Below are 26,624 nucleotides of genomic sequence, written 5' to 3'. Positions count from 1 at the left end.
TTGTCCTCGCTCACTTCACCGGCGGCAGCAAGGTTGCTGCGGTCGCGGCCTGCAATTCTTCAAAGGTCAGTCCGGGCGCCATTTCCCGCACCGCGAGTCCGGCCGGCGTAACGTCCAGTACGGCCAAGTCGGTATAGATGCGGTTGACGCAAGCCACGCCGGTCAGCGGATAACTGCACTGTTCCACGATCTTGCTTTCGCCGGTCTTGGTCTGGTGATCCATCATCACAAACACTTGCTTGGCGCCGATGGCCAGGTCCATCGCACCACCGACAGCCGGAATCGCATCCGGTGCGCCGGTGTGCCAGTTGGCCAGGTCGCCGTTGGCTGCTACCTGGAAGGCGCCCAATACGCAGATATCCAGATGGCCGCCGCGCATCATGGCGAACGAATCTCCGTGGTGGAAATAGGCGCCGCCGACCAGCAGCGTCACAGGCTGTTTGCCGGCGTTGATCAGGTCATCGTCTTCCTCGCCCGGCGCCGGCGCCGGGCCCATGCCGAGCAAGCCGTTTTCGCTATGCAGGAATACTTCGCGTTCGGCCGGCAGGTAGTTGGCGACCTTGGTCGGCAAGCCGATGCCCAGGTTAACGTAAGCGCCTTCGGGGATATCCTGCGCCACACGGGCGGCGATTTGTTCGCGGGTGTAACGGCTCGAGTTCGGGTTCGTCATACGGCCTCCTGTACCACGCGTTGGACAAAGATGCCGGGCGTTATGATCGCTTCCGGATCGAGCTCGCCTAGCGCCACCACTTTATGCACCTGAGCCACGGTAACTTTGGCCGCCATCGCCATGATGGGACCGAAATTGCGCGCGGTCTTGCGGTATACGAGGTTGCCCCAGCGGTCGCCGTGCAGCGCCTTGATCAGCGCAAAGTCGGCGTGGATCGGCGACTCCAGCACGTACATGCGGCCATTGATCTCGCGCGTTTCCTTGCCGACGGCCAGCAGCGTGCCGTAGCCGGTCGGCGTAAAGAAACCGCCGATGCCGGCGCCGGCGGCGCGGATGCGTTCGGCCAGGTTGCCCTGCGGGGTCAGTTCCAGCTCGATCTTTCCGGCGCGGTAGAGCGCATCGAAGTGCTGGGAATCAGCCTGGCGCGGGAAGGAGCAGATGATCTTGCGCACCCGCCCCGCCGCCAGCAGCGCGGCCAGTCCGGTATCGCCGTTGCCGGCGTTGTTGTTGACAATGGTGAGTTCGCGCGCGCCTTGCTCAATCAGCGCATCGATCAGCGCCGCCGGCATGCCGGCGTTACCAAAACCGCCAATCATGACAGTCGCGCCGTCATGAATATCGGCTACGGCGCGCTCGATTGATTCAAATGTTTTGTCGATCATATTCCGTCTCGGTGATGCGCACGCCCGCTGACTTGCTGTCGTACGCTGCCGGCTGCCTTAGCCAAACATACAATTATGTGCGATAATCGAACTAATGATTGATTACCGAACGATTAGTGTATCTAGCAGTGACCGCCCAGGTCAAGAAAAAAAACACCTTTCGAACCTAAGGCCTGTTAACAATTAATTTGGGAGATGCGTTCAAACCAAAACGTGTGGTGGCAAGGCGCGTGGCGTAGCTGGGGCTGGTGCCCCAGCAAGCCATGCAACGCGGCCAGCGCACGTTTTGGTTTGAACCCTCAGTGAACGGCTGCAGGCGTCACATGCCGTTGTTACTCCTCCTTGCCGTAGCACCGCTACGTCGCGTCGTCGCGCCTAGGCCTGTAACGCCTGCCGCGCGTTCGCACCCCCAAATTAATTGTTAACAGACCCTAACTCCTGCATTAAAATCAAGCCATGCCCAAGACCACGACTACCAAAGCCAGCCCTGCCGCCGAGACATTGGAGGAGCACGCAGACGGGCACGAACCCAGCATCGCCGAACAGATCGACGCGCTGGCGGACCCCAGCTTCATGACATCGCTGGCACGCGGCCTCGCCGTGGTGCAGGCTTTCAGCGATTCACGCAAGCCGCAAACGATCGCCAACATCAGCCAGAAAACCGGCATTCCGCGCGCAGCCGTGCGACGTTGCCTGCATACGCTGAGGGAGTTGGGTTATGTGGATGCCGAGCTGAACAATTTCTCGCTGCGGCCCAAGGTACTGACTCTAGGCTACTCCTATTTGTCGTCGACGCCGCTGACGGTATCGGCCCAACCTTGCCTGAACAACATTAGTCGCGCGCTGAATGAATCGAGCTCGCTGGCTGTGATGGACGATGACGAAGTGCTATACGTAGCTCGCGCCGCCACCTCACGTGTGATGTCGGTTGCGCTGAACACTGGCAGCCGCCTGCCCGCCTATTGCACTTCTTTGGGACGTGTAATGCTGGCGCATATGCCGCCAGCCGAGCTTGACCAATACCTTGCCCGCACCAAACTGCGGCCGATGACCGAGAACACGGTAACCAGCGTCAAGCGACTGCGTACGATCCTGGCTGACGTGCGCCAGGCAGGTTACGCGATCAATGATGAAGAACTGGAACTTGGCTTGCGTTCCATAGCGGTACCGGTGCGCGGCGCATCGGGCACCGTCCTGGCGGCGTTGAACGTGGGTGCGCAGGCAGCGCGTGTCAGTATCGATCAATTGGAGCACGAATTCCTGCCCGTGCTGTTGCGCGGCGCCCAGGAGTTATCGATCTTGCTGCCTTGAACGGCAACGCAAACGACAGTGCCTCCCGCAGGGCATAGGCATCTGCACAAGTCACTTATCGCCGGTTTGCTTCTTTGCGTTTTACTACTTCTACTCCGCAATCCACTAAGCGAGGTCAGAGTGAAGTTTCGGCGGTAAAACATACCGAAAGTTCACTCTGACCCCGGTTAGCTCGTGCTACTCGTCGCACATGCCGTAAAACACTTCGGCATTGCAAATAGATTTCGAATAGCTCCTTAGAACGTATGACGCAGGCCGGTCATCACGCCATTCTGCGATTTACCCACGGCTACCGTTCCGCCCGCGTCCAGCGCCAATGCCGATGTGCCGGAATTTTGCATGCGGCCCAATGCGCCATAAATGGCGGTGCGTTTCGACAGGTAGTAGGTCAAACGCGCTACCAGCAGCGTGGCATCGGCATCGCGATGCTTGACGTCGAGATGCGATGCCTGGACGTCGAGCGTGGTTAGCGGTGTCACTGGATAACTCACGCCAAGGTAGTACAGGTCCGATTCGGTCAGCCCGGTCACGGCGCGCGTAGTGCGATCGACCACGCCGCCGCCTATCTTGCCCTCGCCCACCATCACATAACCATTGACGGTAACGCGGCGGTCGCTATTGCCGCTGCTGGTCAGTCCGCCTGCCGCGCCAGTGTTGCCGTACAGGATGTCGTAGGAAGCATTCAGGCCAAAGGGCTTGGTCTCGTAGCCAATCAAGCCCGTGATCTGGCGACAAGCCTTGGCGTTGCCAGCCACTTCTCCAGGGCAGTTGGTGGCGGCCGGGCCGCCGGTAGCCGACGCGTCGCGACCGGTACTGTAGGTGGCGCCGACCACTACATCGTTGAAATTGCCCAGATAGCTGATGGAATTATCGCTGCGAGCATTCGGCATGTAACTGTCGATACTACCGATCGAGAACAGGTTAGGTCCCAGCACATCCGATTTCAGCGTGGCGATATAGGTCATGTTGATCTGGCGACCCAGCGATACGGTGCCGAACCCACCTTTCAGTCCCACCAAAGCCTGGCGGCCAAACAGGCGATTGCCCTGTCCCATGGCGCCGGTGTCCACCGCCAATCCGGCTTCCAGCGTGAAGATCGCCTGCAAGCCGCCGCCGAGATCCTCAGTCCCCCGGAAGCCCAGCCGCGACGGAAAGGAACCCGTTAGCGACGGCATCTTGACCGCAGAGCTGCCGGCTGCGTTGACGTTGGTCGTGTAGACCAGCCCGGTATCGACCAGGCCATAAACCGTTACAGAGCTTTGCGCCATTGCTGCAGATGCGCTCATTCCGCCCAGAAGCGCGATTGCGCAACGGATAGTGTTCTTCATTACTGTCTCCTGTTGTTGTTTTATTGAATATTTTAGAATGTGCGATAATCGAACAATAGGTTGTTAATCGCACATGAATTGGATAATATGGATGTCACGCGGCGTTGTCAACAAACGCTGCCCAATCGGATTTGCGACAATGCGTACGACGCGGTGCCTGCAGCAGTCCGTCCTTCATAGACAAAAACAGCAGCAGACAGGAGACAAAAATGGTGATGAAAAAAATTTTGGCGTTAGCAACACTGGCAGCTGCAAACTACGGCGCGGTGTCGCCGGCATATGCGCAGGACAGCATAAAAATCGGTGTGATTGCAGCGTTTTCCGGCCCCTTCGCGGATTACGGCAAGCAGATGGAAGGCGGCATCAAAGCCTACATGGCGCAGCACGGCGACAGCGTGGCCGGCAAGAAAATCGAGATCATCATCAAGGACACCACCGGCCCTTCGCCGGAGATAGCCAAGCGCCTGGCACAGGAACTGGTGGTACGCGACAAGGTTGACTTCCTGGCAGGCTTCGGCCTGACGCCGGAAGCGCTGGCCGTCGCTCCTGTCGCGGAGCAGGCGAAGAAACCGATGATCATCATGAACGCGGCTACCTCTGCCATCACCACCAAGTCCAGCTACATTGTTCGCTTCTCGATGACCCTGCCGCAGATTTCGGCGCCGATGGCAACCTGGGCGGTCAAGAACAACATCAAGAAAGTGGTGACGCTGGTGGCCGACTACGGGCCTGGCATCGATGCCGAGGCCGCATTCAAGACGGAGTTGGTCAAGGGCGGCGGCACCGTGGTCGAAGCGATCCGCGTCCCGCTGCGCAATCCTGATTTCTCGCCTTACATCCAGCGCATCAAGAACGCCAAGCCGGACGCAGTGTTTATCTTCGTGCCTGCCGGTGAACAGAGTATCGCCTTCATGAAAGGCTACCGCGAGCGCGGCCTGGGCGAAGCGGGTATCAAGGTAATCGCTACCGGCGACCTGACTGACGACCATGTGCTGCCGGCAATGGGCGACGCCACGCTGGGCGTGATCACCACTTTCCACTATTCGGCGGCACACAAGTCACCGGAAAACCAAGCCTTCCTGAAGAGCTTTGCAGAAGCAAATCCAAAGAGTGGACGCCCCAACTTCATGGCGGTCGGTGCTTATGACGGCATGGCCGCGATTTATGAAGTAGTGCGCAAGCTGAACGGCAAGATCGACGGCGACCAGGCCATGGCCATCCTGAAAAACATAAAGCTGAACAGCCCGCGCGGCCCGATTGCCATCGATCCAAATACGCGCGACATAATCCAGACCGTGTATGTACGCAAGGTGGAAAAGATCAACGGTGAACCGTACAACGTCGAGTTCGACAAATTTACCGATCAAAAAGATCCGGGAAAATAAGATTCGTCGATTGGACTGGTGATTGGTATTTGCGGCTGTTGCGGGACTGGCGCGTCGGCAACAGCTGGACGCGCCGTTTGTACCTGCTAAGTCCTATCCTGCAAATTCTCGCCCAGCAGGTGCCGCTTCGAACACCACTAAACGCCGTAGCCGCCATCAACCGAAATGATTTGCCCGGTGGTGTACAGCGCACGGTTGGAAGCCAGGAACACCGCCGCATTTGCGACTTCCTGCGGCTTGCCCCAGCGCTTGACGCACAGGTTCTTTTGCACCGCGTGCGCCCATTTTTTGTCGAAGGTGCCGTCTTCCCACAGTCGCAGGAAAATGCCGGCCTCAATCACCCCGATCGCCACACTGTTGGCGCGGATGCCGAAGCGCCCTTCTTCCTTTGCGATGCCCTTTATCAGCGATTCGATCGCGGCTTTCGGCGCGACCGACAGCACATCGCCTTCCGGCCACCGATGCAGGCCGGCCGAACTGATATGCACATAGGAGCCGCCACCCTGCGCTTTGAGATGTGGCAGGCTGGCGTGTACCACATTGAAGAAACCGTTCAGGTCTGCATCAATCACTTTTTTCCAGTCGCCTGGTGTCAAATCGCGAATCAACGGCTGAGAAATATCAGACCCGGCCGCGATCACCACTGTGTGGATACGCTGCCGCGCAGCGATACCGTCAATCAGCGACTGCACTGCAGCTTCATCGCCGATCACCAGTTGATGAGCCTCGGCATGCCGGCCCAGCGCTTGCACCTGCGCCACCACCTGTTGCGCCCGCTGCGCATTGCGGTGGTAGGTTAGAATTACATCGCTGCCGCTCTCGGCAAAGCAATGACAGATGGCTTCGCCATTACCACCGCTGCCACCAATCACCAATGCGACGCCTCCGGGAAATTCCTGGCTTTTTTCCATGTGTATCTCCGTTTATATATTTGTTATTGACGAAGATGCTACGCAGAGATTTTATTAATTGCATCGTCTCTTTGGAGGTTGCCGGATGGAATTCGCCGTGCGATTTGAAAATAAAATGATTCAAGCTGAAACGAGCGTTTCAAAAATTCCAGGCATGGAGCGTCATCGAGTCTTCGTCAGGACGACATGTGCCGCATGCGATGTCGGCACATATTCGGTGCATCGATAGCCAAGTTTTGGCAAGTCGATGCCGGTAAGCAGGTGCTCCCCGGTGCCGAGAAGGATCGGGGCGACAACGAGATGCAGTTCGTCGACCAGTCCTGCGCGAAGGTATTGCCGAATCGTGGCTACGCCGCCGCCGAGTCGGATATCCTGGCCGCCGGCAGCATCGGCGGCGAGTTGGAGTGCAGTGCGGATATCGTCGGTAACGAAGTGGAATACGGTGCCGCCATCCATCGTGATCGATGGCCGGGCGTGGTGCGTCAGAACAAAGACTTGCGTGTGGTACGGTGGATTGTCGCCCCACCATCCCTTCCATGTATCGTCTGACCATGCGCCTCTGACAGGTCCGAACATGTTGCGCCCCATGATCCACGCACCGATGTTGTCGAACCCGCGCGCTGCAAAGCGGTCATCCACGCCAGTCGTGCCGCCCTCATTTCCGAACATCTGCTGAAACGTTCGCGTGGCGAAGGCCCATTCGTGCAACGCTACACCGCCGACACCAAGCGGATTATCGAGATTCTGAGCGGGGCCTGCACCGTAGCCGTCAAGCGATATGGAGAAGGCGTGAACCCGGAGTTTTGACATGGCTGCGGATGCTGTCAGCCGGCGCCGTTGGCCGAAGAAGTTCCTGGATGATCCAGATCAACCTCATTGGTCGAATCGACAAAATTCTTGAGCGCGGCGTCCATTTCGAATCTCAATTTTTCGATTACTGCAGGATTCCGTTGTTGTCGGGATATTTCGGTGAGATATTCATTTTTTGCGAGATCGTGCAAACGGCTGGCTTCGGTGATTTTCAGTTCGGGACTATCCATAACGATTGCTCCAGACAGGATCAGCTAGAAAGCTATCCTAGCACTGTCCACGATCAGTCTCAAACGTATTCGCGATGTATTAACCGGTTATCCAGACATACGAGCGAACTGGCAGGCAACCGCATTAGATCTTTGGCAACGACAATTTCCAGGCGGAATTTTTCGTAAAGAATCCGCCTGAAGCATCACGGATTTCAAAATCCGTGATTCCACGCGCGATTAGCTCTTTTCACTGCCGGAAATACGCGGTAGCCACCTTTCCGGTAGTAACGATACAAATGTAAAAATGTTCTCATGTCAGTACTCTTGTCATAAAAATTGCGATTCAATCGCATTATTCATTACTGAAACCCTGCTAATGCTAATTTTCCACAAGCCATGTGACATAAGGATGACAAACGCAAGCTGGCTAACGTCATCTGCCTCTTGTTGTAAAAACACATCAACCCGGCGTTGGCATTGGCATTGCCGTTTGACGACGGATAGAACGGTAACCAGGCTCTATCCGCTGCGGTCGTTCAATTGCCGATCAGCGCCAACTACTTGCCGATCTGCCTGCTGACGCCATTTTCCTGTTGATTCAATACCGTTTGTTCCGACTTGGTGATGTGACCACCGTTTTGTTTAGCCATATCGCGTTCTTCCTGGCGGATTGCGTGATCGTCTTTGTGCAAGTTCTTGGCCTGGGCCTTGCTTATTTCGCCTTCTTTGACTTCATTGTGGATGCGTTTATTCTGGTTATTCAGGCGCTGGTTGACTTGTTCACGGCGCGGATGATTCTTTTGCCATGTTGTGTCCGCCATTGCACTGCCGGCTGCGCTGGCAAAGACGGCGACCAAAGCGGTGAGAACGATTGCTTTTCCTGAGCGATTGAGCATGATGTATCCCCTCTTTTCATGTACGTGGTTTAAAAAGCCGAAATGGCTGGTGCTACCCTTGATTAACGCCAGCCCGCGTCGCCGCGCCTACAATACAAAATGTTTCTGTTGTACCAGACTGTAACCGGCCGTAAGCGCGCAATCCGCGCGGTTAATCGTCGTGACCGCGGCGGTCGCCACGATCATTGTCGCGATGGTCGTCATGCTCGCGATGCTCGCGGCGTGCTTCATTTTCTCGCCATTCTCGGGCCCGCACGCGACGCTCATGCCATTCACCCTCGCGTTCCGGTTCTATGTAGACCGGGCGCGGCTCGACGTACACAGGACGCGGCTGCACATACACCGGGCGCGGTTGCACATAGACTGGTGCCGGAGCTACATACACACCGGGCAGCCGGACATTAACGCCGACATCAACCTGCGCCGAAGCCGGTGCTGCCGCGCTCATCAGAGCAACGCCTGTGATCAATCCTGCAGTGAGGGCTAGAATTTTTTTCATTTTGATTCTCCTAAAACAGAAGAGGCAGGACGAGCCTGCCTCTTTGAAACCGCATTGAATTGATTAATTATTTAGGTGCGGCTTCTTTCGCATCTGCCTTGGCTTCCGTAGAGCTAGCTTTGGCCTTGGCTTTGGTCTTTATAGCCTTATGGTGAGCCTTTGCCTTGGTTGCCGTGGCATCTGCTTTGGCATCTGCTACTTTTGCATTGGCTGTAGCGTCTGTTTTCTGCTCTTTCGCATTAGCTTTGGCGTCAATTTTCATTTCTTTTGCGTCAGCCTTTGCCGCTGGTGCGGTCATTGCGGATGGAGCCGCCGGAGCAGCTGGAGCAGCCGCTTGAGCGAAAACAGAAGTAGCGAACAAACCGGCGATCAGAGTTGCGAGTAACTTATTCATTTTTGCACCTTTACGTTATCTAGACTTCCTCAAGAGATTCCTGAGGCCTTGTGCTATTAACGTGCGGTGCAAGGAAGCTGTTGACTACCCTTACATTCCATTACAATTGGGCAGGCGGATGAGTTCCCCCATCAAAAAAGGACATCCGGTGAATTCCGGCGCTACAGAATAAGGACAAGAAAAAAAATGAATGAATCGACCGAGTTCGAATATGTCGGATTTTGGCTAAGAGTCTGGGCCAGCTTGATTGACACTGCCCTGATGCTGATCGTGATTTTCCCGATCTTGTTCGCCATTTATGGAAGTGAGAAATTGGCCTCCGGCGTAACACTTAGCGGCTCGGCGAATATTTTAGTTTCTTATATATTGCCGGCGATCGTTGTCATCGTATTTTGGAACGCAAGACAAGCGACACCTGGGAAGATGGCGATAGGCGCCACCATCGTCGATGCTAAGACGGGCGAGAAACCAAGTCTCCAGCAGAATTTAATCCGATATGCAGGCTACTTCGTTTCTACAATTCCCTTTTGTCTTGGGCTTATCTGGGTAGGCATTGATAAACGCAAGCAAGGATGGCATGACAAACTTGCGGGGACCGTTGTGGTGCGACGAAAAAACAGAGGCACGGAACCGGTTAAATTCGAGGGCTGACGTTCACGCTGTTACCCCATTCCTCTCCCGCCATCTTTGGCAGTAGCCATTTCGAACAAATCGAATGCGTCCTCGTAGAGGAAGGATTTCTTTACAGGCTGGCGGTACTCTGAAGGGCTTGCATAAGCCAGGACTTTCTGTTCGCAATCATGCTTGGTTCTGGCAATGATTGCATCGGTCTTGTCACCCTCTACACTTTCGGCAATCCAATAAGTCATTTTCATCTTTTCCCCTGTTCCGACACGAAATCGCCATTGGGTCTTACAGTGACATATTTTCTGCGATTTGTCTTTTAACTTCATCACTGAAAGTAGTAAAGAGAGTGCAGTCATGCGGTGGGGGATTTTAAAACAAAAAAAAGAATCTTCCCGATCGGGAAGATTCCTCTTATTTTGACTTGCTTAAGGCCTCAGGCAGGTTGTTGAAGGTTATTACCCTCTTCGCTATCGCCGTCTTTGTTATCGCCCTCTTTGTTTTCCAGGTGTTCGGTGATTGCTTCCACACCCTTGTAGCCGGCAATCGCCGCTATGCCTTCGGTAAATATCGAAGCGTTCGGATCCAGCTTCTTAACGCCTTCAACCGCCACTACTGCACCAATTACTTCTTCCAGAATACCCATGAGCCACTCCTTAAAGCATTAAAAAATAAAAGAGACAGGCTGCCCTGTCTCGTGTGGTGCGCACCGCTTTGGCGTACTGCCTTGATTACTTAGGTGCAGCTTCCTTAACGTCTGCCTTGGCTACAGCCGGTTGCGCTTTCGCTTCGGTTTTTGCCGCTGTGTGATGGACCTTCGCCTTTGTGCTCTTGGCCTTCGCCTTGGTTGCAGTCGTTGCTACCTTGCTGTCAGCCTTTGCAGTGGCTTTAGTTTCAACCTTGCTGGCTTTCACATCTGCCTTGGCGGCTTGAGTTGTTGTTGCAGCTGCTACCGGCGCAACTGGCGCAGCAGGAGCAGAAGCTTGTGCAAAAACGGAAGTAGCGAACAGGCCGGCGATCAGGGTAGCGATTAATTTGTTCATTTGTGCACCTTTAAATTATCTTGGTTACCTCAGGAAACTCCCGAGGGCTTGAGCAATAAACGACTGCCAAGCTGGTGCTGTTGACTGCACTTACAAACGATTACAATTCGAGAAATTCTTTGGCACGCGCCTTCAAATCACATCAGGATGTTTGGCGTCGTAACGCCAGCAACAATGAGCCGAATGAAATGAAGGCTGCTCCCACCACGCGATTTACCCACTTTGCAAATACCGGTTTCAACAGCAGATGTCTGGCGCGGGAAGCGATCCGGGCGTAGCTCAGGTGTGTCGCATAGGACAAGCTCATGAAGATGGCCATGAGGATCAGGAACTGGGAAAGCAAAGGTGCCTGGGCGTTGATGAACTGTGGGAAAAGCGCGGTAAAAAACAGCACGGCCTTGGGATTGGTTGCCGCCGTCAGGAAGGCTTCGCCATACAGTTTGCGAGGAGGAGGAGGAGCAATTCCGGCCTGGCCGGTTTCGGACTCATAAGCGAGCCCAGTAGAGCCGGCGAACAAATGCCGGATGCCGATATAAAACAGGTAGAGCGCACCGCAAATCTTGACTGCAAAAAACAGCATCGCCGAAGACTTGAGCAATACACCTAGCCCAAGGATCGCCGCGGTGGAAAGGCAGAATACACCGGAAATATTGCCCAGCCCAGACCACATCACGGAGCGCGGACCATAGGTGGCGCCATTTCGCAGGGACAGCAGGATAGACGGCCCGGGGCTAAGGATCGACAATGCCGCGAATGCGGTAAAGGTGAGGACAGTCTGGGTATTCATCGCGGGCTTTCGGGTCTGGACCCATGAAAGGCTATCACGATCTCATCCGGTTCGACAGAGCTCCAGTGCACAAACTGGCCCGGTGGAATCGGTCTCAACTGTACATGCCACACCGCTGGCGCCACGCAAATTCAATGACATAAAGTTAATTTATTAAATTATTGAATGGCGCCAGACGCTTCATCAAACATCAGGAGCTACTCCAGCCGCCACCCATCGCCTTGTATAAATTGATCCGGTTATTCTGCTCGACCAGACGCAAGGAGATCAGGTTTTGCTGGGCGCCGTACCAGCTGCGTTCCGCCACCAGCGAATTGAGATAGCTGTCGATGCCGCTGCGATAACGCGCCTCCGACAAGCGATAACTTTTGGCTGAGGCGTCGACCAGCCGCTGTTGCGCGCCGAGGCGCTGATCGAGCGTGGCACGTTGCGCCAGGGCATCGGCGACTTCCCTGAACGCGACCTGAATCGTCTTTTCATAATTGGCGATATCGATGTCCTTGGTTATCTTCGCGGCATCGAGACCTGCACGATTTCTGCCGGCGTTGAAAATCGGAACGCTGATCGACGGCAGGAAACTCCATGCGCCGCTCCCTGCCTTGAACAAGCCGGACAGACTGCTGCTGGCGGTTCCGCCCTGTGCCGTGAGCGTAATACTTGGGAAAAATGCCGCTCGCGCCGCGCCGACATCGGCATTGGCTGCGATAAGCGTCTGTTCCGCGGCCAGCACATCTGGCCGCTTCAGCAACAACGCAGAAGAAAGTCCTGCCGGTGCCGCCAGCAATGGCGCGGACGCACCGGGGATGCGATCGGGCAGCAAATACGCCGGCACCGCAATGCCTGCCAGCAGGTTGAGCGCGTTGACATCCTGCTGCACCTGACTGGTGAAAGTGCCAAGATCTACCTGTGCCAATTCGACGCTTGCCTGCGCGGTCGACAAATCCAGACCGGAGGTAGAACCAATAGCATGACTGCGCTGGCTCAGCTCAAAAGAAATCTGCTGGCTCTTCAAGGTGTTGGCGGCCAGCTGCAGGCGTTCATTATCCGCAGCCAGCGTCAGCCAGGCGCCGGCGACTTCTGCCACCAGGCTGATCTGCACGCTGCGCTGCGTCTCGACGTTGAACTGATAAGACGCAAGTGCTGCTGCGCTGAGATTTTTCAAACGCCCGAAAAAATCCAGCTCATATGAACTGAAGCCCAACTGCACGCTCTGATTACGCGCAATCACTGCCGCGTTGCCACTGGACTGGTCGGCAGGCGTACGCGTGACGCTGCCGCCGGCAACTACACCAAGTGCCGGATATCTGGAAGCTTCCTGAATCCGATACTGTGCGCGTGCCTTTTCTATGTTCAGGGCGGCTACCCGCAAGTCTCTATTATTCGCCAGCGTCAGCGCTATCACTTCGCGCAGGCGGGCATCCATGAAGAAGCTGCGCCAGTCGATCGCATCGGCGGCTTCCTCCATCGTGCCTTCCGTACCGGTCGTACCTTGCCAGGTAGCCGGCACCGGCGCGATCGGCTGCGCATAATCGGGCGCCAGGTTGACGCAGCCGCCAAGCAATATCGCCAGGCCAGGTATCAATAAACAATTGCGCATCACTCACCTGCCTTTTGCGGTTCTGCCATCGGCGGCGTGGCGGCTTTACGCCGCTGCATCACCCGACAGATCAAATAATAAAACAGAGGCGTAAAGAAAATCCCCAGCAACGTTGCGGAAATGGTGCCGCCCAGCACACCGGTGCCGATAGCGCGCCGGCTGGCCGATCCGGCGCCGCTGGCAAGCGCTAGCGGCAGCACGCCGAACATGAACGCCAGCGACGTCATCAAGATAGGCCGCAAACGCAGAAGTACAGCTTCCAGCGTCGCCTCCATCAACGATTTTCCCGATTCGTGCAATTGCTTGGCAAATTCGACGATCAGGATCGCGTTCTTGCATGACAGCCCCACCGTGGTCAGCAAACCGACCTGGAAATACACATCGTTGGACAGGCCGCTGGCAGAGGTCAGCAACACGGTGCCGATGATCCCCAACGGTACGATCAGGATCACTGCAAAAGGCACCGACCAGCTTTCGTACAAGGCCGCCAGGCACAGGAACACAAACAGGATGGACGCTGCGTACAGCAAGGGCGCTTGCGAACCGGACAAGCGCTCCTGGTACGACTGGCCAGTCCACTCATAGCCGATTCCGACCGGCATCTCCGACATGATGCGCTCCACTTCTTGCATTGCCACGCCGGAGCTGACGCCTGGAGCGGGTTCGCCGACGATGCCAAACGACGACACGCCGTTGTAACGTTCCAGCAGGGATGGCCCGTAGGTCCAGGCGGAACTGGTAAAGGCGGAAAACGGCACCATCTGGCCCGCGGAATTACGCACATGCCATTGATTCAGATCCTCCGCCTGCATCCTGAACGGCGCATCGCCCTGTACATAGACGCGTTTGACGCGGCCATTATTCAGAAAATCGTTGACGTAAGATCCGCCCATCGCAGTCGACATGGTGGCGTTGATATCTGCCGTACTCAAGCTTAGCGAGCCGGCCTTGCTGTCGTCGATATCAATCCGGAACTGCGGCGTATCGTCGAGGCCGGTAGTGCGCACGTTTGCCAGCTTTTCGCTCTTGCCCGCCAGCGCAATGAATGCGTCGCGCGCTTTCACCAGCGCGTCATGTCCAACCCCGCCGACATCCTTCATCTGGAGATCGAAACCGGAACTTTGCCCCAGGCCACGTACCGCGGGCGGTAACGTCACGAAAATCCTGGCGTCGCGTATTTTTGCCAGATCCTGGTTCGCCCTCCGGGCAATCTGCGCCGCCCCCTGGGATTTATCCTTGCGCTTGTCCCAATCCTGCAGCTTGATGAAGGCGCGCCCGACATTCTGGCTATTGCCGCCAGAACCGGAGCCTGTGACAGACAGCAAAGCATCGATAACTTCCGGCTGCTTCAGGAAATATTGCTGCACCGTGCGCATGACCTGCGTGGTCTGCTCCTCGGTCGCCCCCACCGGCAGCTGGATCTGGGCGTTCAAAATGCCCTGGTCTTCATCCGGCAAGAACGAAGTAGGCAAACGCATCAGACATACCGCCATCGCAGCGACAATCAACACATAGGTCAACAGGCTACGGCGGCCGCGTCCCAGCACCCTGGCCACGCCGGACTGGTAACGCCGGGCATTGCGTTCAAACGTACGGTTGAACCAGCCGAAGAAACCTTTCTGCGCGGCCTGTCCATTCGCGTGCGGCTTGAGCATGGTTGCGCACAGAGCTGGCGTCAGCGTCAATGCGACCAGCACTGACAGGACCATGGCCGATACGATCGTAATCGAAAACTGGCGGTAAATAACGCCGGTGGAGCCACCGAAGAAGGCCATCGGCACAAATACGCCGGACAGCACCAGCGCGATGCCGACCAGCGCACCGCTTACCTCGGACATGGCTTTGCGCGTCGCTTCCTTCGCGCTCAGCAGCTGCTCTGCCATCAGGCGCTCGACATTTTCCACCACCACGATCGCATCATCGACCAGCAGGCCGATGGCCAGCACCATGCCGAACATGGTCAGGGTATTGATCGAATAACCGAATAGCGAGAGCACTCCGAATGTACCGAGCAGAACTACCGGCACCGTGATCGCCGGAATAAACGTGGCACGCACGTTCTGCAAGAACAGATACATGATGAGGACCACCAGCACGATGGCCTCTAGCAAGGTCTTGACCACTTCCTCGATGGATACGCGGACAAATGGCGTAGTGTCGTAACTGACGACGCTGGTGAGTTTCATCGCGGGCGGAAAATACGGCTCAAGTTCCTTCATCTTCGCCAGCACGGCCTTCGACGTCGCCAAGGCATTGGCGCCCGACGCCAGTTGTATCGCCAGCGCCGCCGAATGCCGGCCGTTTTGCTGGGCCTTGACGTCGTAGCTTTCAGCGCCGATTTCTACCCGCGCCACGTCCTGCAGCCGCACCACTGCACCGTCGCTGGACGATTTCACGATAATCTGGCGAAACTGCTCCGGTGTACTCAGCTTGCTCCGGGCAGTGATGGTGGCATTCAATTGCTGCCCCGGGATTGGCGGCAGGCCGCCTAGCTGCCCGGCCGAAATTTCCGCATTCTGCGCTTCCAGCGCGCGGTTGATATCGGATGGCATCAAGGAGTATTTTTGCAATTTCCCCGGATCCAGCCAGATGCGCATCGCGTAATTGGTGCCGTACGTGGTGACATCGCCGACGCCGTCAACCCGGCTAATCTGGTCAACCAGGGTACTTCCGATGAAATCGCCGATATCGAACCCGGTAACCTTGGGATCGCCCGAGACCAGTGAAACAATCATCAAGGTATCGCTGGCTGCCTTGGTCACCGTCACGCCGGTGCTTTGCACCGCCTGCGGCAATCTGGAAGTGGCTAGCTGCAATTTATTCTGCACTTGCATCTGCGCCACATCCGGATTGGTTCCGGCCTTGAAATTCAAGGTAATGCTGGTTCTGCCGGCAGAACTGCTGGAGGCAGACATGTATTCCAGGTTGTCCAGGCCTTTCAGTTGCTGCTCAATCACTTGCGTGACTGAATCTTCCAGCGTCTTGGCGGACGCGCCGGCGTAGTTTGCCCGGATATTGATCTTCGGAGGCGCGATGTCTGGATACTGCTCCAGCGACAGTGTAACAATGGAAATCGCGCCTGCCAACATGATGGCGATTGCCAGGACCCATGCAAAAATGGGCCGGTTTATAAAGAAGTGCGCCATGATAATTACCCTTTAGCGCTCGGTGATCTGCATCGATTTCGACGGATTCGACGATCCGGCGCTCATGTCGACCGCACGCACGCTGTCGCCTGCCCTGATTTTTTGCAAACCGTCGACGATTACCTTGTCGCCCGCCTGCAAACCGGCGCTCACCCACCAGCGGTTGCCGATAGCGCGGCCGACCGTCAATGCACGTCGTTCGACTTTGCCGGCGTCACTCAGAATCAACACCGTCGCTGCACCTGTAGCATCGCGAGTCACAGCCTTTTGCGGCACCAGGATGGCCGTCTCATCGACCGCTTCCTCTAACTGGGCCCGCACATACATGCCGGGCAGCAGGATGCCATCAGGATTCGGGAATTCAGCCCGCAACGTAATCATGCCAGTGCCGGTATTGACGCTCAGGCCGCTGAACTTCAGCTTTCCCTGATTCGGATAAACACTGCCGTCTTCCAGCACCAGCTTTACCGGCGCTTCGTCGCGGCCGATCGCTTTGATATTGCCGCTGGCAAGTTCGCGCCGCATGCGCAACACATCAACGCTGGATTGCGTCACGTCGACATAGATCGGATCTATCTTTTGTATGGTCGTCAGCGCTACGCTTTGCTGCGCAACCACTAGTGCGCCTGGCGTGACCGCCGAGGTTTCGATGCGGCCGGAGATCGGCGCCGCAATGCGGGTAAAGCCGAGGTTGATCGCAGCTGTCTTCAGCGCGGCCCGTGCGACTTCCAGCGCGGCCTGGTTTTCGCTCAGCACGCTTTGCGCATCGTCATTGTCCTGCTTGCTGACCGCATCTATCTTGTTCAGCTCGATATAACGTTCCGCCTTCAACTTTGAAGCGCGCAATGTCGCTTCCGCTTTCGACAGCGAAGCCTTGGCGCTATCGTAGGCGGCCTGATAGGTGGCCGGGTCGATCTGGTACAAGGCTTGCCCTTGCTTGACATTCGCGCCTTCTGTAAACAACCGGCGCTGAATGATGCCGCTGATCTGCGGCCGGATATCCGCCGTCAGATAAGCGACAGTGCGTCCTGGCAATTCCGTCGATACCGACTGTGGCTCCGGCTTCACGGTCATGGTACCGACCTCGGCCGCCGCTTTTGGCGCGGGCACATCGGCTGATCTTGAGCAAGCGCCCAGCACGAACGTGAGCAACAGCGGGATCAGCATCAATCTTGGCAAGGATTTTCTTGGTAGCATGGCGGCAGTCGCAGCTGCTTCTCAACTTGCGCGAGGGCATGGCTACGATCTTGGAATTTATCGAGTCTGCATGATAAAAACAAAATGTGGAGGAATATTGAGGGAGCGCATAATCCTGAAAATCTTCCCAAGATCCGACTTCCTTGCTACCCTACACCGCAGATCGACTCGCCTCCAAGGACCTTCCCGTGCGCCTCGCCCTGCCCGGAACCAGCATCAGATTGAAGCTTTTCTATGCCATGCTAGCCACGGCGGTAGCGGTGATTCTCGCCATGAGTGTAGTTGCGCGCGTCAGTTTTACCCATGATTTCCTCGGCTACCTGAATGAGCAGGCGCAAGGACGAATGGAAGAACTGATGCCGCGCCTGGAGCAATCCTATCGCGAACACGGCAGCTGGGAATTCATAAAAGAAAATCCCGGCATCTGGTATTCCCTGTTGCGCAGCACCCGCCCTGAGCTCGATCCGGACACGCCCTCATCCAAGTCTTCGCCGTCAGGTTCCGACCTGACCGGCGCTCACCTGCGCTTTACCCTGCTTGATGCCGACCGTAAATACGTGATCGGCTTCCGCGACATGCAGGCGGATGCCATACCGCGCCCGATAATGCGCGACGGCACCATCATCGGCTGGGTGGCGTTGACGCCGTTCGAAAGCGTGATCACAGCGATCGACCAGCGTTTCCAGCACAAGCAGTGGCTGGCCCACTTGCTGATCGGCCTGGTGTCGATTCTGTTTACAGGTTTCATCGCCATCAAGATCGCCAACGTCTTGCTGTCGCCGCTGACCCGCCTGGCCAAGGCGACACACCGGCTCGCCGGCGGCGACTATACAACCCGGGTCGAGGTGGCGACGCAAGATGAAGTTGGCCGCCTGTCCGCCGATTTCAATCAGCTGGCATTGACACTGGAACGTAATGAACGGATGCGACGTAATTTCATGACCGATGTGTCACATGAACTGCGCACTCCTTTGGGCATATTGAACGGCCAGCTGGAGGCGATAGAAGACGGTTTGCTGGAACCCAGCATGGATACCGTCAAATCCTTGCAATCGGAGGTTGCCACGCTAAACAAACTGGTGAATGATTTATACGATTTGTCGCTGGCCGATGTCGGCGCACTGACTTACCGCAAGGCTGATATCGATATCGGCTCGTTGCTGCGCACCAGCTTGCAATCCTATGAGGAAACCTATCGCGAACACGGCCTGGCGGTGGCCATCGATCTGCCGCAGCAAGCAATGCTGGTACATGCCGACGCCGGCCGCCTGCAGCAATTGTTCAAGAACATCCTGGAAAACACCTTGCGCTACACCGACAGCGGCGGGCGCCTGCAAGTCGCTTGCCGCCGCGAACAGCATTACTGGCTCCTGCAGTTCGACGACAGCACCCCAGGCACCACCCCGGAAGCGCTGCCACGTCTGTTCGAGCGCTTCTTCCGTGCCGACGCGTCACGCAACAGGGCCAACGGCGGCGCCGGCCTCGGACTGGCGATTTGCCAGCACATCGTCGAAGCGCATGAAGGCAGCATCAGCGCCGATGCTTCCGCTTTTGGCGGCCTGCGCCTGAGCATATGGCTGCCTGCCAGCCCTGCCTGAATATTTCCTATGCCGACAGATACATTCAATTTCTCCGCTCCCGTCACCGCCGACATACTGATTGTCGAAGACGAGCCGAAAATGGCCGAATTGCTGAAAACATACCTGACCGCCGCGGGATATGCATCGCGCTGGATCAGCGACGGCCGCGAAGCCTTGCCGCAGGTACGTAGCCAGATGCCGGACCTGATCTTGCTCGACATCATGCTGCCAGGCTGCGATGGCTGGCAGATTTGCCGCGAACTCAGGGAATTCAGCGACGTCCCTATCCTGATGTTGAGCGCCAGGATAGGCGAGGAAGACCGTCTGCAAGGTTTGGAACTGGGCGCGGACGACTATATCTGCAAGACGCCGTTCAGCCCGCGCGAAATCGTGGCACGGGTAAAAGCGATGCTGCGCCGCCAGCGTTCCGTCAGTGCATTGCCGTCAGCGTTGAGTATCGATGCAGACTTGCATTGCGCCAGCGTCGACGGCGTGACGCTCAACCTGACGCCGCAGGAATACCGGTTACTGAAAGCCCTTGCGGCGACGCCAGGCCGGGTATTCTCGCGCGACCAGCTGCTGGATAAATTGCACGACGATTACCGCCCTGTCACCGATCGCGCAGTCGACAGCCATATCAAAAATCTGCGGCGCAAGCTTGAACCGTTCTTTGACGGCCGCAATGTGATCCACGCCATTTACGGTGTCGGGTACAAATTTGAAATCATCGAACCGTAGTTTGCAATTTATCGATATCACCGGCTGGAACGCGTACTGACGTCAACCCACACCGCCAGCATCAAGATGCCGCCCTTGACGATCATTTGCCAGTAAGTGTCGACATCCAGCATCGACATACCGTTGTCCAGGCTGGCCATCACCAGCGCACCGATCAACGCGCCATAGACCGTGCCAGAACCGCCGCGCATGGAGGTGCCGCCGATGAAACACGCTGCAATTGCATCCAGCTCCCCCATGTTGCCGGCCGATGGCGAGCCTGCCGCCAGGCGCGCGGTATTGACCAGGCCTGCCAGTGCGCACATCACGCCCATGATGCCGAATATCCAAAATTTCACCGCTTGCACATTGACGCCGGATAAGCGGGTTGCTTCCATATTGCTGCCAACCGAGTAGATCCGGCGGCCGAACACAGTCTGCGTGGTGATGTAGCTGAACAAGCCCAGCAAGGCCAGCAGCAGCAGCACCGGCACCGGAATGCCATCGTACGTGTTGAGGGTAGACACGAATGCCAGCAAGATCAATCCGATCAGCAGCACGCGTAGCGCATCGCGCCACAGCGCCGGCACCGGTAACGCATGTGACAGGCGGTTGCGACGCTGGCGCCAGGTCAACATCAGCGCCAGCACGAACAAACCAATACCTAACACGATGCCGAGCTGCGGCGGCAGATAACCTTGGCCCAGATACACCAGGTCGCTGGAGACCGGGGCAATCGTCAGGCCACCGGTGACACCCAGCAAAATCCCGCGAAACGCCAGCATACCGCCGAGACCGACGATAAATGACGGAATCCGCATGTACGCCGTCAGGTAGCCGTTGAACAAGCCCAGCGCCAAACCCAGCAGTAACACCAGAAACAGGTTCAGCGGCAGCGGCAAGTGATAGGTGACGTTCAGAACCGCGGCGACACCGCCCAGCAAACCGAGCATGGAGCCGACCGAGAGATCGATTTCGCCACCGATAATCACCAGTACCATGCCGCAGGCCAGGATGCCGGTAATCGACATTTGGCGCAGCAGATTAGAGAGATTGCGCGGCGTGACGAATCCGCCTTCGGTTTTCCAGCTAAAGAATGCCCAGATGATGGCAATCGCAATCAGCAAGGCCATGATCTTGTATTGTCGGAACAGCAGCTTGATATTGATCGAACTCGTATTGATAGAACGCACAGTCGAATTCATATTCGAATTCATATTAATTCCTCGATGGTTGCTGATGCCGCTGCGGCGAGCTGCTGTGAAACCTGATATTGCGATGGCTGGTCGATGGCGGCCGCCAGCACGGTTTCCTGGGTCAGGTCGCGATTAATGAAATTGCCGCGCAGCTTGCCTTCGCCAATCACCAGCACGCGGTCGGACACGCCCAGCACTTCCGCCAGCTCGGACGAGACCATGATGATGGCCACGCCCTGCCGGGCCAGGTCCGCCATCAGCCTGTAGATCTCCGCCTTGGCGCCAACATCGACGCCGCGGGTCGGCTCGTCCAGGATCAAAACCTTGGGTCGCGCCAGCAGCATTTTCGCCAGCACCGCCTTTTGCTGGTTGCCGCCGGACAGAGAGGTGATGGGCAAAAACGGACTGGAAGTCTTGAGCTGGAGGCGGCTAATTTCAGCTTGCACGGCTTTCAGCTCGGCCTCGGCGTCGATACGGGTATGCCGTGAAAAATCCTTGAGTATCGTCAAGGTGATGTTCTGGCCGACGTTGAGATCCGGCACGATGCCATGCTGCTTGCGATCTTCCGGCACCATGCACAATCCCAGCCGGATCGCTTTCAGCGGCGTGCTGGTATCGACCTTGACACCATCCAGCCAGACTTCAGCCTGGCTGCGCCCGGGATAGGCGCCAAACAAAGCCGACACCAGTTCAGTGCGACCAGCGCCGACCAGGCCGGCGATGCCGAGGATTTCGCCGCGTCGCAATGAAAAGGAAATGTCGTCAACCCGCTTGCGCTGCGGATTATCGGCATCATGGCAAGTGACATGCCGCGCTTCAAACATCACCTCGCCGATCTCGTGTTCCTGATCCGGATACATGGCGCTGATTTCGCGGCCCACCATCTGCGTGATGATCTGGTCCACATTCATATCCCGCATGGACGTTGTAGCGATGTGCTTGCCATCGCGGATGACGGCCACGGTGTCGCACACGGCCGCCACCTCATCCAGCTTGTGCGAGATGTATACACAGGCCACGCCCTTGGCTTTCAGGTCGCGGATAATATCCAGCAATACCGCAATCTCGGACGCCGTCAGCGACGACGACGGCTCGTCCAGAATCAGCAGCTTGGCTTGTTTGTTGAGCGCCTTGGCGATTTCCACCAGTTGTTGATGGCCACCACCGTAGTTCATCACGGGTAGCGCGACATTAATGTCCGGCATTTTCAGCTCGCGCATAAGTTCGGCCGCGCGCCGGTACATCGCAGGATAATTCATACGCCCGCCCGGCAGTGTCAGCTCGTGTCCCATGAAGATATTCTCGGCCACCGACAACTCCTGCACCAGCATCAGCTCTTGATGGATGATGATGATGCCGGCAGCTTCGGTGTCGCGCATGGATTGCGATTTCAGCGGCTGCCCTTGCCACAGGATTTCACCCTGCCAGGTACCGCGCGGATAAACGCCAGACAGCACTTTCATCAGCGTCGATTTACCCGCGCCGTTTTCACCGCACAAGCCGAGGCATTCACCAGCTTTGATCTTGATGTCTATGCCGTCGAGTGCACGGACAGCGCCGAATTCCTTGACGATGCCTTGCATTTCCAGCAAATAGTCGGACATGTTTGCCCTCGCAATAGTTGAATGGATAACGGCACACCGGCGGACGGATTCAAGTCCGTGCCGCCGGCGGCCGTTTCAGTTCATGCGGCCGGGCTTATTTGCTGCCGATCTGGGTTGACGTATAGAAGCCGTCAGCGACCAGGATGTTGACGTTGGCGCTAGTCAGCGGCGTCGGTTTGAGCAATATGGTGTCGACCTTCTTGACGCCGTTTTCATACTGCGCGTTGTAGCTTGGCTTCTCGTTGCGCGCGAGTTGCACTGACAACTTGGCCGCCTCGGATGCAATCAGTTTGAGCGGCTTGTAGACCGTCATGGACTGGGTGCCGGCGATTACGCGCTTGACCGCAGCCAGGTCGGCGTCCTGCCCGGACACAGGCACCTTGCCTGCCATTTTCTGCGATGCCAGTGCCTGGATCGCACCGCCTGCAGTGCCGTCGTTGGAGGCGACGATGGCGTCGATCTTGTTATTGTTGGCGGTCAGCGCATTTTCCATAATGGATAACGCTTCGGTGGCGCTCCAGTCCTTGACCCATTGCTGGCCGACGATCTTGATATCGCCCTTGTCGATGGATGGTTGCAGTATTTTCAGCTGACCTTCGCGCAGCATCTTGGCGTTGTTATCGGTGGGTGAACCGCCCAACAGATAATAATTGCCCTTAGGTTGGGCCTTGAGCACGCCCTCAGCTTGCATCTCGCCGACCTTTTCATTGTCGAATGAAATATAGGCGTCGATATCCGCATTCAAAATCAGGCGGTCATAGGAGACTACCTTGATGCCGGCTTTCTTGGCTTCCTTGACGGTGTTGGTCAGCACGGTGGCGTTGAACGGGACAATGACGATGACGTCAACCCCACGCGAAATCAAGTTCTCAATCTGGGCGATCTGCCGCTGTTCGCTGGCATCAGCCGACTGCACAAATACCTTGGCCCCCAGCTTATCGGCCGCAGCAACAAAAAAATCGCGGTCCCTGGCCCAACGCTCTACCCGCAGATCGTCAATCGAAAAGCCGATCTTGGGATTCTTGGAATCGGCCATGGCTGCCGTGCTGCTCAATGCAAATACAGCTACCGACATCATTGCCAATATGCTCTTTCTCATGATCTTGTTCATTGCTGCGTCTCCTGTCAATGGTTTTGATTTAACTGCTTATGGTTTAACCGTATTCGACTACGACAACTCCCTGCATCAACCGCGCATCAGCCATAAACGGCACGATTAACCAGGTTCTCCAGCATTTCCTGGCGGCCGCTGACAGCTTGTGGATTCAGCTGCCTGGCAAAAGCATGCTCGGCGATGTCGCTCAGGCTGAGCTTGCCGGCCAATACTTCCTGTCCGAAAGCGCTATCCCAACCGGCATAGCGCTCGGCCTTGAAATTCGCCAGCAAATCGTTTTCGATCATGCCTGCGGCGCGCTCCAGCGACAGCGCCAGCACATCCATGGCGCCAACGTGGCCATGGAACAGATCGACTTCGTCCAGGCTCTGGCGCCTTACCTTGGAATCGAAGTTATAGCCACCGGTGGTGAACCCCCCGGCTTTCAGTATTTCGTAGGTAGCCAGCGTCATTTCCTCGACGCTGTTGGGAAACTGGTCGGTATCCCAGCCATTTTGCGGATCGCCGCGATTAGCGTCGATACTGCCCAGGATGCCGAGTGAGGCGGCGGTCGCAATCTCATGCTGAAAACTGTGCCCGGCCAAGGTGGCGTGGTTGGCTTCTATGTTCACCTTGATCTCGTGCTCCAACCCGTATTGCGCGAGAAATCCGTGGACCGTGGCGCTGTCGTAATCGTATTGATGTTTGGTCGGCTCCTGCGGTTTCGGTTCTATCAGCAGCGTGCCCTTGAAACCGATCTTGTGTTTATGTTCCACCACCAGGCGCATGAAACGCCCCAGTTGTTCGCGTTCACGTTTGAGATCGGTATTGAGCAGGGTTTCGTAACCTTCCCGGCCGCCCCACAATACGTAATTGGCGCCGCCCAGGCGCTGGGTGGCGTTCATCGCGGTGCAGACCTGCGCGGCGGCGTAGGCAAACAATTCCGGATTGGGATTGCTGGCGGCGCCGGAGGCAAAACGCGGATTGCTGAAGCAATTGGCGGTGCCCCACAACAATCGCACGCCGGTTTGCTCTTGTTTGCGTTCCAGCACGTCCAGCATCTGTGCGAAGTTGTTACGATACTCGGCCAGACTGGCCCCTTCTGGCGCTACATCGGTGTCATGGAAGGTGTAATAGTCGACACCCAACTTGCTGAAGAATTCGAAAGCGGCGTCGGCTTTCTTGTGCGCCAGCTCCATGGCGTCACCGCCTTCATGCCACGGGCGGCGGAAGGTGCCGGCGCCGAACACGTCAGAACCCGGCCAGACGAAGCTGTGCCAGTAACAGGCCGCCATGCGCAAATGTTCGCGCATGGGCTTGCCCAGCACCAGCTTGTCCGCATCGTAATGGCGGAACGCCAGTGGCGATTGCGCCTGCTTGCCCTCGAAGCGGATCGGTGTAACGGAAGGGAAATAACTCATTGCTGCTCTCCTGTCTGGTGGTGGCGGCCTTGGTATGAACGAATGGTGCAGGCCATTGATGTGGGCCATTGACGTGGGCCATACTAGCAACGGCAACTGGCGCTTCACAATTACGAAATCCACCAAGCGCACTAGCGATTCTTTATATTGCAAGTGCACAAAACGGCATTTGGCCTGACGCTGGCGCTGCGGTTCGCTACAATCGTGGCGAACGGACTGGAACCGGTCTGTGGCAGTAGACAAATTGACAAATGACGACCCGGCAAGCTGCGTGGCGCTCAGGAGACTGCAGGATGACAAAAATACCGGCCGTGCACCGTATCGCCCTTCTGTTCAACGGCAACAAGATTTTCGATCGCGACATCATCGCCGGTATCGGCGAATACCTGAGCAGCACACGTGCTTCGTGGGACTTGTTCCTGGAAGAGGATTTCCGCTGCCGCCTGCAAGGTATCGAGCGCTGGCAAGGCCACGGCATCATCGCCGATTTCGACGATCCGGCGGCCTGCGAAGCGCTGTCGCGGGTCAGCCTGCCAGTGGTGGCGGTAGGCGGCTCGTATGCCGATGACAGCGACTACCCTCAAGACACACCCTATGTTGCGACCGACAATTTCAAGCTGGTCAAGCTGGCCTACGATCATCTGATCGAAGCCGGCTTGCAGCGCTTTGCCTGTTTCAGCCTGCCGCAAGCCGCAGTGAATCGCTGGGCCCAGGAGCGCGAAAAGGCGTTTGAAAAACTGATGCAGCGTGATGGCATGGAAGGTGAGATCTATCGCGGCGTCGGCACCAGCGCGCCGTCCTGGGACACCACGGTGGAACAACAGATTGCCTGGCTGCATACTCTGCCCAAACCGATCGGTATCATCGCTGTCAGCGATGCGCGGGCGCGCCAGTTATTGCAAGCCTGCCTGTGTGCCGGTATCGCAGTGCCGGAGCAAGTGGCGTTGATCGGCATCGACAACGATCCATTGGCACGCATCCTGACCCGGGTGCCGCTCAGCTCCGTGATCCAGGGCACGCGTGAAATGGGCCGCACCGCTGCCCATTTGCTGCATCAGATGCTGCATGGCGGGCGCCTCGCCGGCACCCGCATCCTGGTGCCGCCGGCCGGCATCAACGTGCTGGCCTCAAGCCGCCACGAAGCGCCGAGCCATCCGCATGTGATGCAGGCGATGCATTTCATCCGCCAATATGCCTGCCAGGGTATCAAGACCGAACAAGTGGCCGATTATGTCGGCGTGTCGCGCTCTTCGCTGGAATGGTACTTCCGCCGCGAACTGGGGCGCAGCGTGCATGATGAAATCCTGCGCTTCAAACTGGACGTGGCGAAGGACATGCTGCAAAACCAAGAACACATGCAACGCAGCATCGCCGAGATCGCCGTCAGTTGCGGTTTCACTTCGGTGCAATACATGCACGCGGTGTTCAAACGCGAGCTCGGCTGCACGCCGCGCGAATATCAAGATAGTCAAGATCGTCAGGATCGGCCGGTTCAGAACGAACCGATACAACCAACACTCAACTAACAAAACAGCGTCAGA

Annotated in this window: 26 protein-coding genes; 6 read left to right on the top strand and 20 right to left on the bottom strand. The window is 56.8% G+C overall.

The genetic code is table 11. The features are described 5' to 3' along the window. Nucleotides 1-10: 10 nt before the first annotated feature. Nucleotides 11-670: a CoA transferase subunit B gene (locus BM205_RS15080; protein ID WP_092415699.1), complete on the bottom strand. Its 660-nt coding sequence runs from the start codon at nt 668-670 to the stop codon at nt 11-13. Further along, nucleotides 667-1,332, bottom strand: coding sequence for a 3-oxoacid CoA-transferase subunit A (locus BM205_RS15075; RefSeq protein ID WP_092415698.1), 666 nt, complete (start codon nt 1,330-1,332; stop codon nt 667-669). The genes BM205_RS15080 and BM205_RS15075 overlap by 4 nt, the downstream gene beginning before the upstream one ends. Nucleotides 1,333-1,788: 456 nt before the next feature. Between BM205_RS15075 and BM205_RS15070 the strand changes: the two genes are divergently transcribed. Continuing rightward, entirely contained in the window at nt 1,789-2,643 is an 855-nt protein-coding gene (locus tag BM205_RS15070) for an IclR family transcriptional regulator domain-containing protein (protein WP_092415697.1), read from the top strand. A 236-nt stretch (nt 2,644-2,879) separates the two neighbouring features. On the opposite strand, the gene BM205_RS15065 is transcribed toward BM205_RS15070, so the two are convergent. Then, nucleotides 2,880-3,971, bottom strand: coding sequence for a porin (locus BM205_RS15065; protein ID WP_092415696.1), 1,092 nt, complete (start codon nt 3,969-3,971; stop codon nt 2,880-2,882). Between the two features lie 209 nt (nt 3,972-4,180). Here BM205_RS15065 and BM205_RS15060 point away from each other — a divergent pair, with 209 nt between their 5' ends. Continuing rightward, nucleotides 4,181-5,356, top strand: a complete 1,176-nt coding sequence (locus BM205_RS15060; RefSeq protein WP_092415695.1) for an ABC transporter substrate-binding protein — start codon at nt 4,181-4,183, stop codon at nt 5,354-5,356. A 137-nt stretch (nt 5,357-5,493) separates the two neighbouring features. Here the strand turns inward: BM205_RS15060 and BM205_RS15055 are convergent, their stop codons facing one another. The 6 genes from BM205_RS15055 to BM205_RS15030 all read right to left on the bottom strand — a co-directional run bounded on the left by BM205_RS15055 (nt 5,494) and on the right by BM205_RS15030 (nt 9,078). Further along, a complete protein-coding gene (locus BM205_RS15055) occupies nt 5,494-6,267 on the bottom strand; it encodes an SDR family NAD(P)-dependent oxidoreductase (protein ID WP_092415694.1) in 774 nt (257 codons plus the stop codon). 162 nt (nt 6,268-6,429) lie between these two features. Continuing rightward, the gene (locus BM205_RS15050; protein WP_092415693.1) at nt 6,430-7,077 is read right to left on the bottom strand and encodes a dihydrofolate reductase family protein; all 648 of its coding nucleotides are present in this window, start codon (nt 7,075-7,077) and stop codon (nt 6,430-6,432) included. 14 nt (nt 7,078-7,091) lie between these two features. After that, a complete protein-coding gene (locus BM205_RS15045) occupies nt 7,092-7,307 on the bottom strand; it encodes a hypothetical protein (protein ID WP_092415692.1) in 216 nt (71 codons plus the stop codon). Nucleotides 7,308-7,846: 539 nt separating this feature from the next. Further along, nucleotides 7,847-8,185, bottom strand: coding sequence for a hypothetical protein (locus BM205_RS15040; RefSeq protein ID WP_254783907.1), 339 nt, complete (start codon nt 8,183-8,185; stop codon nt 7,847-7,849). Nucleotides 8,186-8,336: 151 nt separating this feature from the next. Next, a complete protein-coding gene (locus BM205_RS15035; RefSeq protein ID WP_092415691.1) occupies nt 8,337-8,684 on the bottom strand; it encodes a PXPV repeat protein in 348 nt (115 codons plus the stop codon). Nucleotides 8,685-8,751: 67 nt separating this feature from the next. Then, a complete protein-coding gene (locus tag BM205_RS15030) occupies nt 8,752-9,078 on the bottom strand; it encodes a hypothetical protein (RefSeq protein ID WP_092415690.1) in 327 nt (108 codons plus the stop codon). A 186-nt stretch (nt 9,079-9,264) separates the two neighbouring features. Here BM205_RS15030 and BM205_RS15025 point away from each other — a divergent pair, with 186 nt between their 5' ends. Next, on the top strand, nt 9,265-9,729 hold the full coding sequence (locus BM205_RS15025) for an RDD family protein (RefSeq protein ID WP_092415689.1): 465 nt from the start codon (nt 9,265-9,267) through the stop codon (nt 9,727-9,729). An 11-nt stretch (nt 9,730-9,740) separates the two neighbouring features. Here BM205_RS15025 and BM205_RS15020 read toward each other — a convergent pair whose 3' ends face one another. The 7 genes from BM205_RS15020 to BM205_RS14990 form a co-directional block, all read right to left on the bottom strand. Further along, nucleotides 9,741-9,953 (bottom strand): hypothetical protein, encoded by a 213-nt coding sequence (locus BM205_RS15020; protein WP_092415688.1) that lies wholly within the window; start codon nt 9,951-9,953, stop codon nt 9,741-9,743. Between the two features lie 185 nt (nt 9,954-10,138). Continuing rightward, nucleotides 10,139-10,348, bottom strand: a complete 210-nt coding sequence (locus BM205_RS15015; protein WP_092415687.1) for a hypothetical protein — start codon at nt 10,346-10,348, stop codon at nt 10,139-10,141. An 85-nt stretch (nt 10,349-10,433) separates the two neighbouring features. Continuing rightward, the gene (locus tag BM205_RS15010; protein ID WP_092415686.1) at nt 10,434-10,745 is read right to left on the bottom strand and encodes a hypothetical protein; all 312 of its coding nucleotides are present in this window, start codon (nt 10,743-10,745) and stop codon (nt 10,434-10,436) included. 142 nt (nt 10,746-10,887) lie between these two features. Further along, nucleotides 10,888-11,532, bottom strand: a complete 645-nt coding sequence (locus BM205_RS15005) for a LysE family translocator (RefSeq protein ID WP_092415685.1) — start codon at nt 11,530-11,532, stop codon at nt 10,888-10,890. Between the two features lie 190 nt (nt 11,533-11,722). Then, nucleotides 11,723-13,129, bottom strand: coding sequence for an efflux transporter outer membrane subunit (locus BM205_RS15000; RefSeq protein WP_092415684.1), 1,407 nt, complete (start codon nt 13,127-13,129; stop codon nt 11,723-11,725). Continuing rightward, complete coding sequence (locus BM205_RS14995; protein ID WP_092415683.1) at nt 13,129-16,275, bottom strand: efflux RND transporter permease subunit; 3,147 nt, start codon at nt 16,273-16,275, stop codon at nt 13,129-13,131. The genes BM205_RS15000 and BM205_RS14995 overlap by 1 nt, the downstream gene beginning before the upstream one ends. Before the next feature lie 12 nt (nt 16,276-16,287). Then, nucleotides 16,288-17,454, bottom strand: coding sequence for an efflux RND transporter periplasmic adaptor subunit (locus BM205_RS14990; protein WP_254783906.1), 1,167 nt, complete (start codon nt 17,452-17,454; stop codon nt 16,288-16,290). A gap of 206 nt (nt 17,455-17,660) precedes the next feature. On the opposite strand from BM205_RS14990, the gene BM205_RS14985 reads away from it, so the two are divergent. Continuing rightward, a complete protein-coding gene (locus BM205_RS14985; RefSeq protein WP_254783905.1) occupies nt 17,661-19,070 on the top strand; it encodes an ATP-binding protein in 1,410 nt (469 codons plus the stop codon). Nucleotides 19,071-19,079: 9 nt separating this feature from the next. Continuing rightward, nucleotides 19,080-19,790, top strand: coding sequence for a response regulator (locus BM205_RS14980; protein ID WP_092415681.1), 711 nt, complete (start codon nt 19,080-19,082; stop codon nt 19,788-19,790). Between the two features lie 17 nt (nt 19,791-19,807). Here the strand turns inward: BM205_RS14980 and BM205_RS14975 are convergent, their stop codons facing one another. From BM205_RS14975 to xylA, 4 genes are all read right to left on the bottom strand, one after another. Next, nucleotides 19,808-20,986 carry a sugar ABC transporter permease gene (locus BM205_RS14975; RefSeq protein ID WP_254783904.1) on the bottom strand — a complete coding sequence of 393 codons (1,179 nt, stop codon included), beginning with the start codon at nt 20,984-20,986 and terminating at the stop codon, nt 19,808-19,810. Further along, nucleotides 20,983-22,569: a D-xylose ABC transporter ATP-binding protein gene (gene xylG, locus BM205_RS14970; protein WP_092415680.1), complete on the bottom strand. Its 1,587-nt coding sequence runs from the start codon at nt 22,567-22,569 to the stop codon at nt 20,983-20,985. Before xylG ends, BM205_RS14975 begins: the two co-directional genes overlap by 4 nt. A gap of 94 nt (nt 22,570-22,663) precedes the next feature. After that, nucleotides 22,664-23,647, bottom strand: a complete 984-nt coding sequence (xylF, locus tag BM205_RS14965) for a D-xylose ABC transporter substrate-binding protein (protein WP_371326499.1) — start codon at nt 23,645-23,647, stop codon at nt 22,664-22,666. A 119-nt stretch (nt 23,648-23,766) separates the two neighbouring features. Beyond that, entirely contained in the window at nt 23,767-25,083 is a 1,317-nt protein-coding gene (xylA, locus tag BM205_RS14960) for a xylose isomerase (RefSeq protein WP_092415678.1), read from the bottom strand. Nucleotides 25,084-25,376: 293 nt separating this feature from the next. Here xylA and BM205_RS14955 point away from each other — a divergent pair, with 293 nt between their 5' ends. Then, a complete protein-coding gene (locus tag BM205_RS14955) occupies nt 25,377-26,609 on the top strand; it encodes a XylR family transcriptional regulator (protein ID WP_092415677.1) in 1,233 nt (410 codons plus the stop codon). Nucleotides 26,610-26,624 lie beyond the last annotated feature (15 nt).

Origin of the sequence: Collimonas sp. OK307 (assembly GCF_900113705.1) — a bacterium.
Classification (GTDB): Bacteria; Pseudomonadota; Gammaproteobacteria; order Burkholderiales; family Burkholderiaceae_D; genus Collimonas.
Note: the sequence above shows the minus strand (reverse complement) of the source record. Positions and strands in the feature narration are given on the sequence as shown.

Coding starts and splice junctions, on each gene's coding strand:
- BM205_RS15065 (WP_092415696.1), bottom strand. CDS start 3,971: ATGAAGAACACTATCCGTTGCGCAATCGCGCTTCTGGGCGGAATGAGC.
- BM205_RS14995 (WP_092415683.1), bottom strand. CDS start 16,275: ATGGCGCACTTCTTTATAAACCGGCCCATTTTTGCATGGGTCCTGGCA.
- BM205_RS15015 (WP_092415687.1), bottom strand. CDS start 10,348: ATGGGTATTCTGGAAGAAGTAATTGGTGCAGTAGTGGCGGTTGAAGGC.
- BM205_RS15080 (WP_092415699.1), bottom strand. CDS start 670: ATGACGAACCCGAACTCGAGCCGTTACACCCGCGAACAAATCGCCGCC.
- BM205_RS15005 (WP_092415685.1), bottom strand. CDS start 11,532: ATGAATACCCAGACTGTCCTCACCTTTACCGCATTCGCGGCATTGTCG.
- BM205_RS14980 (WP_092415681.1), top strand. CDS start 19,080: ATGCCGACAGATACATTCAATTTCTCCGCTCCCGTCACCGCCGACATA.
- BM205_RS15020 (WP_092415688.1), bottom strand. CDS start 9,953: ATGAAAATGACTTATTGGATTGCCGAAAGTGTAGAGGGTGACAAGACC.
- BM205_RS15030 (WP_092415690.1), bottom strand. CDS start 9,078: ATGAATAAGTTACTCGCAACTCTGATCGCCGGTTTGTTCGCTACTTCT.
- BM205_RS15060 (WP_092415695.1), top strand. CDS start 4,181: ATGGTGATGAAAAAAATTTTGGCGTTAGCAACACTGGCAGCTGCAAAC.
- xylA (WP_092415678.1), bottom strand. CDS start 25,083: ATGAGTTATTTCCCTTCCGTTACACCGATCCGCTTCGAGGGCAAGCAG.
- BM205_RS14955 (WP_092415677.1), top strand. CDS start 25,377: ATGACAAAAATACCGGCCGTGCACCGTATCGCCCTTCTGTTCAACGGC.
- BM205_RS15035 (WP_092415691.1), bottom strand. CDS start 8,684: ATGAAAAAAATTCTAGCCCTCACTGCAGGATTGATCACAGGCGTTGCT.
- BM205_RS15070 (WP_092415697.1), top strand. CDS start 1,789: ATGCCCAAGACCACGACTACCAAAGCCAGCCCTGCCGCCGAGACATTG.
- xylG (WP_092415680.1), bottom strand. CDS start 22,569: ATGTCCGACTATTTGCTGGAAATGCAAGGCATCGTCAAGGAATTCGGC.
- BM205_RS15045 (WP_092415692.1), bottom strand. CDS start 7,307: ATGGATAGTCCCGAACTGAAAATCACCGAAGCCAGCCGTTTGCACGAT.
- BM205_RS15010 (WP_092415686.1), bottom strand. CDS start 10,745: ATGAACAAATTAATCGCTACCCTGATCGCCGGCCTGTTCGCTACTTCC.
- BM205_RS15000 (WP_092415684.1), bottom strand. CDS start 13,129: ATGCGCAATTGTTTATTGATACCTGGCCTGGCGATATTGCTTGGCGGC.
- BM205_RS14975 (WP_254783904.1), bottom strand. CDS start 20,986: ATGAATTCGAATATGAATTCGACTGTGCGTTCTATCAATACGAGTTCG.
- BM205_RS15055 (WP_092415694.1), bottom strand. CDS start 6,267: ATGGAAAAAAGCCAGGAATTTCCCGGAGGCGTCGCATTGGTGATTGGT.
- BM205_RS15025 (WP_092415689.1), top strand. CDS start 9,265: ATGAATGAATCGACCGAGTTCGAATATGTCGGATTTTGGCTAAGAGTC.
- BM205_RS15040 (WP_254783907.1), bottom strand. CDS start 8,185: ATGCTCAATCGCTCAGGAAAAGCAATCGTTCTCACCGCTTTGGTCGCC.
- xylF (WP_371326499.1), bottom strand. CDS start 23,647: ATGATGTCGGTAGCTGTATTTGCATTGAGCAGCACGGCAGCCATGGCC.
- BM205_RS15075 (WP_092415698.1), bottom strand. CDS start 1,332: ATGATCGACAAAACATTTGAATCAATCGAGCGCGCCGTAGCCGATATT.
- BM205_RS15050 (WP_092415693.1), bottom strand. CDS start 7,077: ATGTCAAAACTCCGGGTTCACGCCTTCTCCATATCGCTTGACGGCTAC.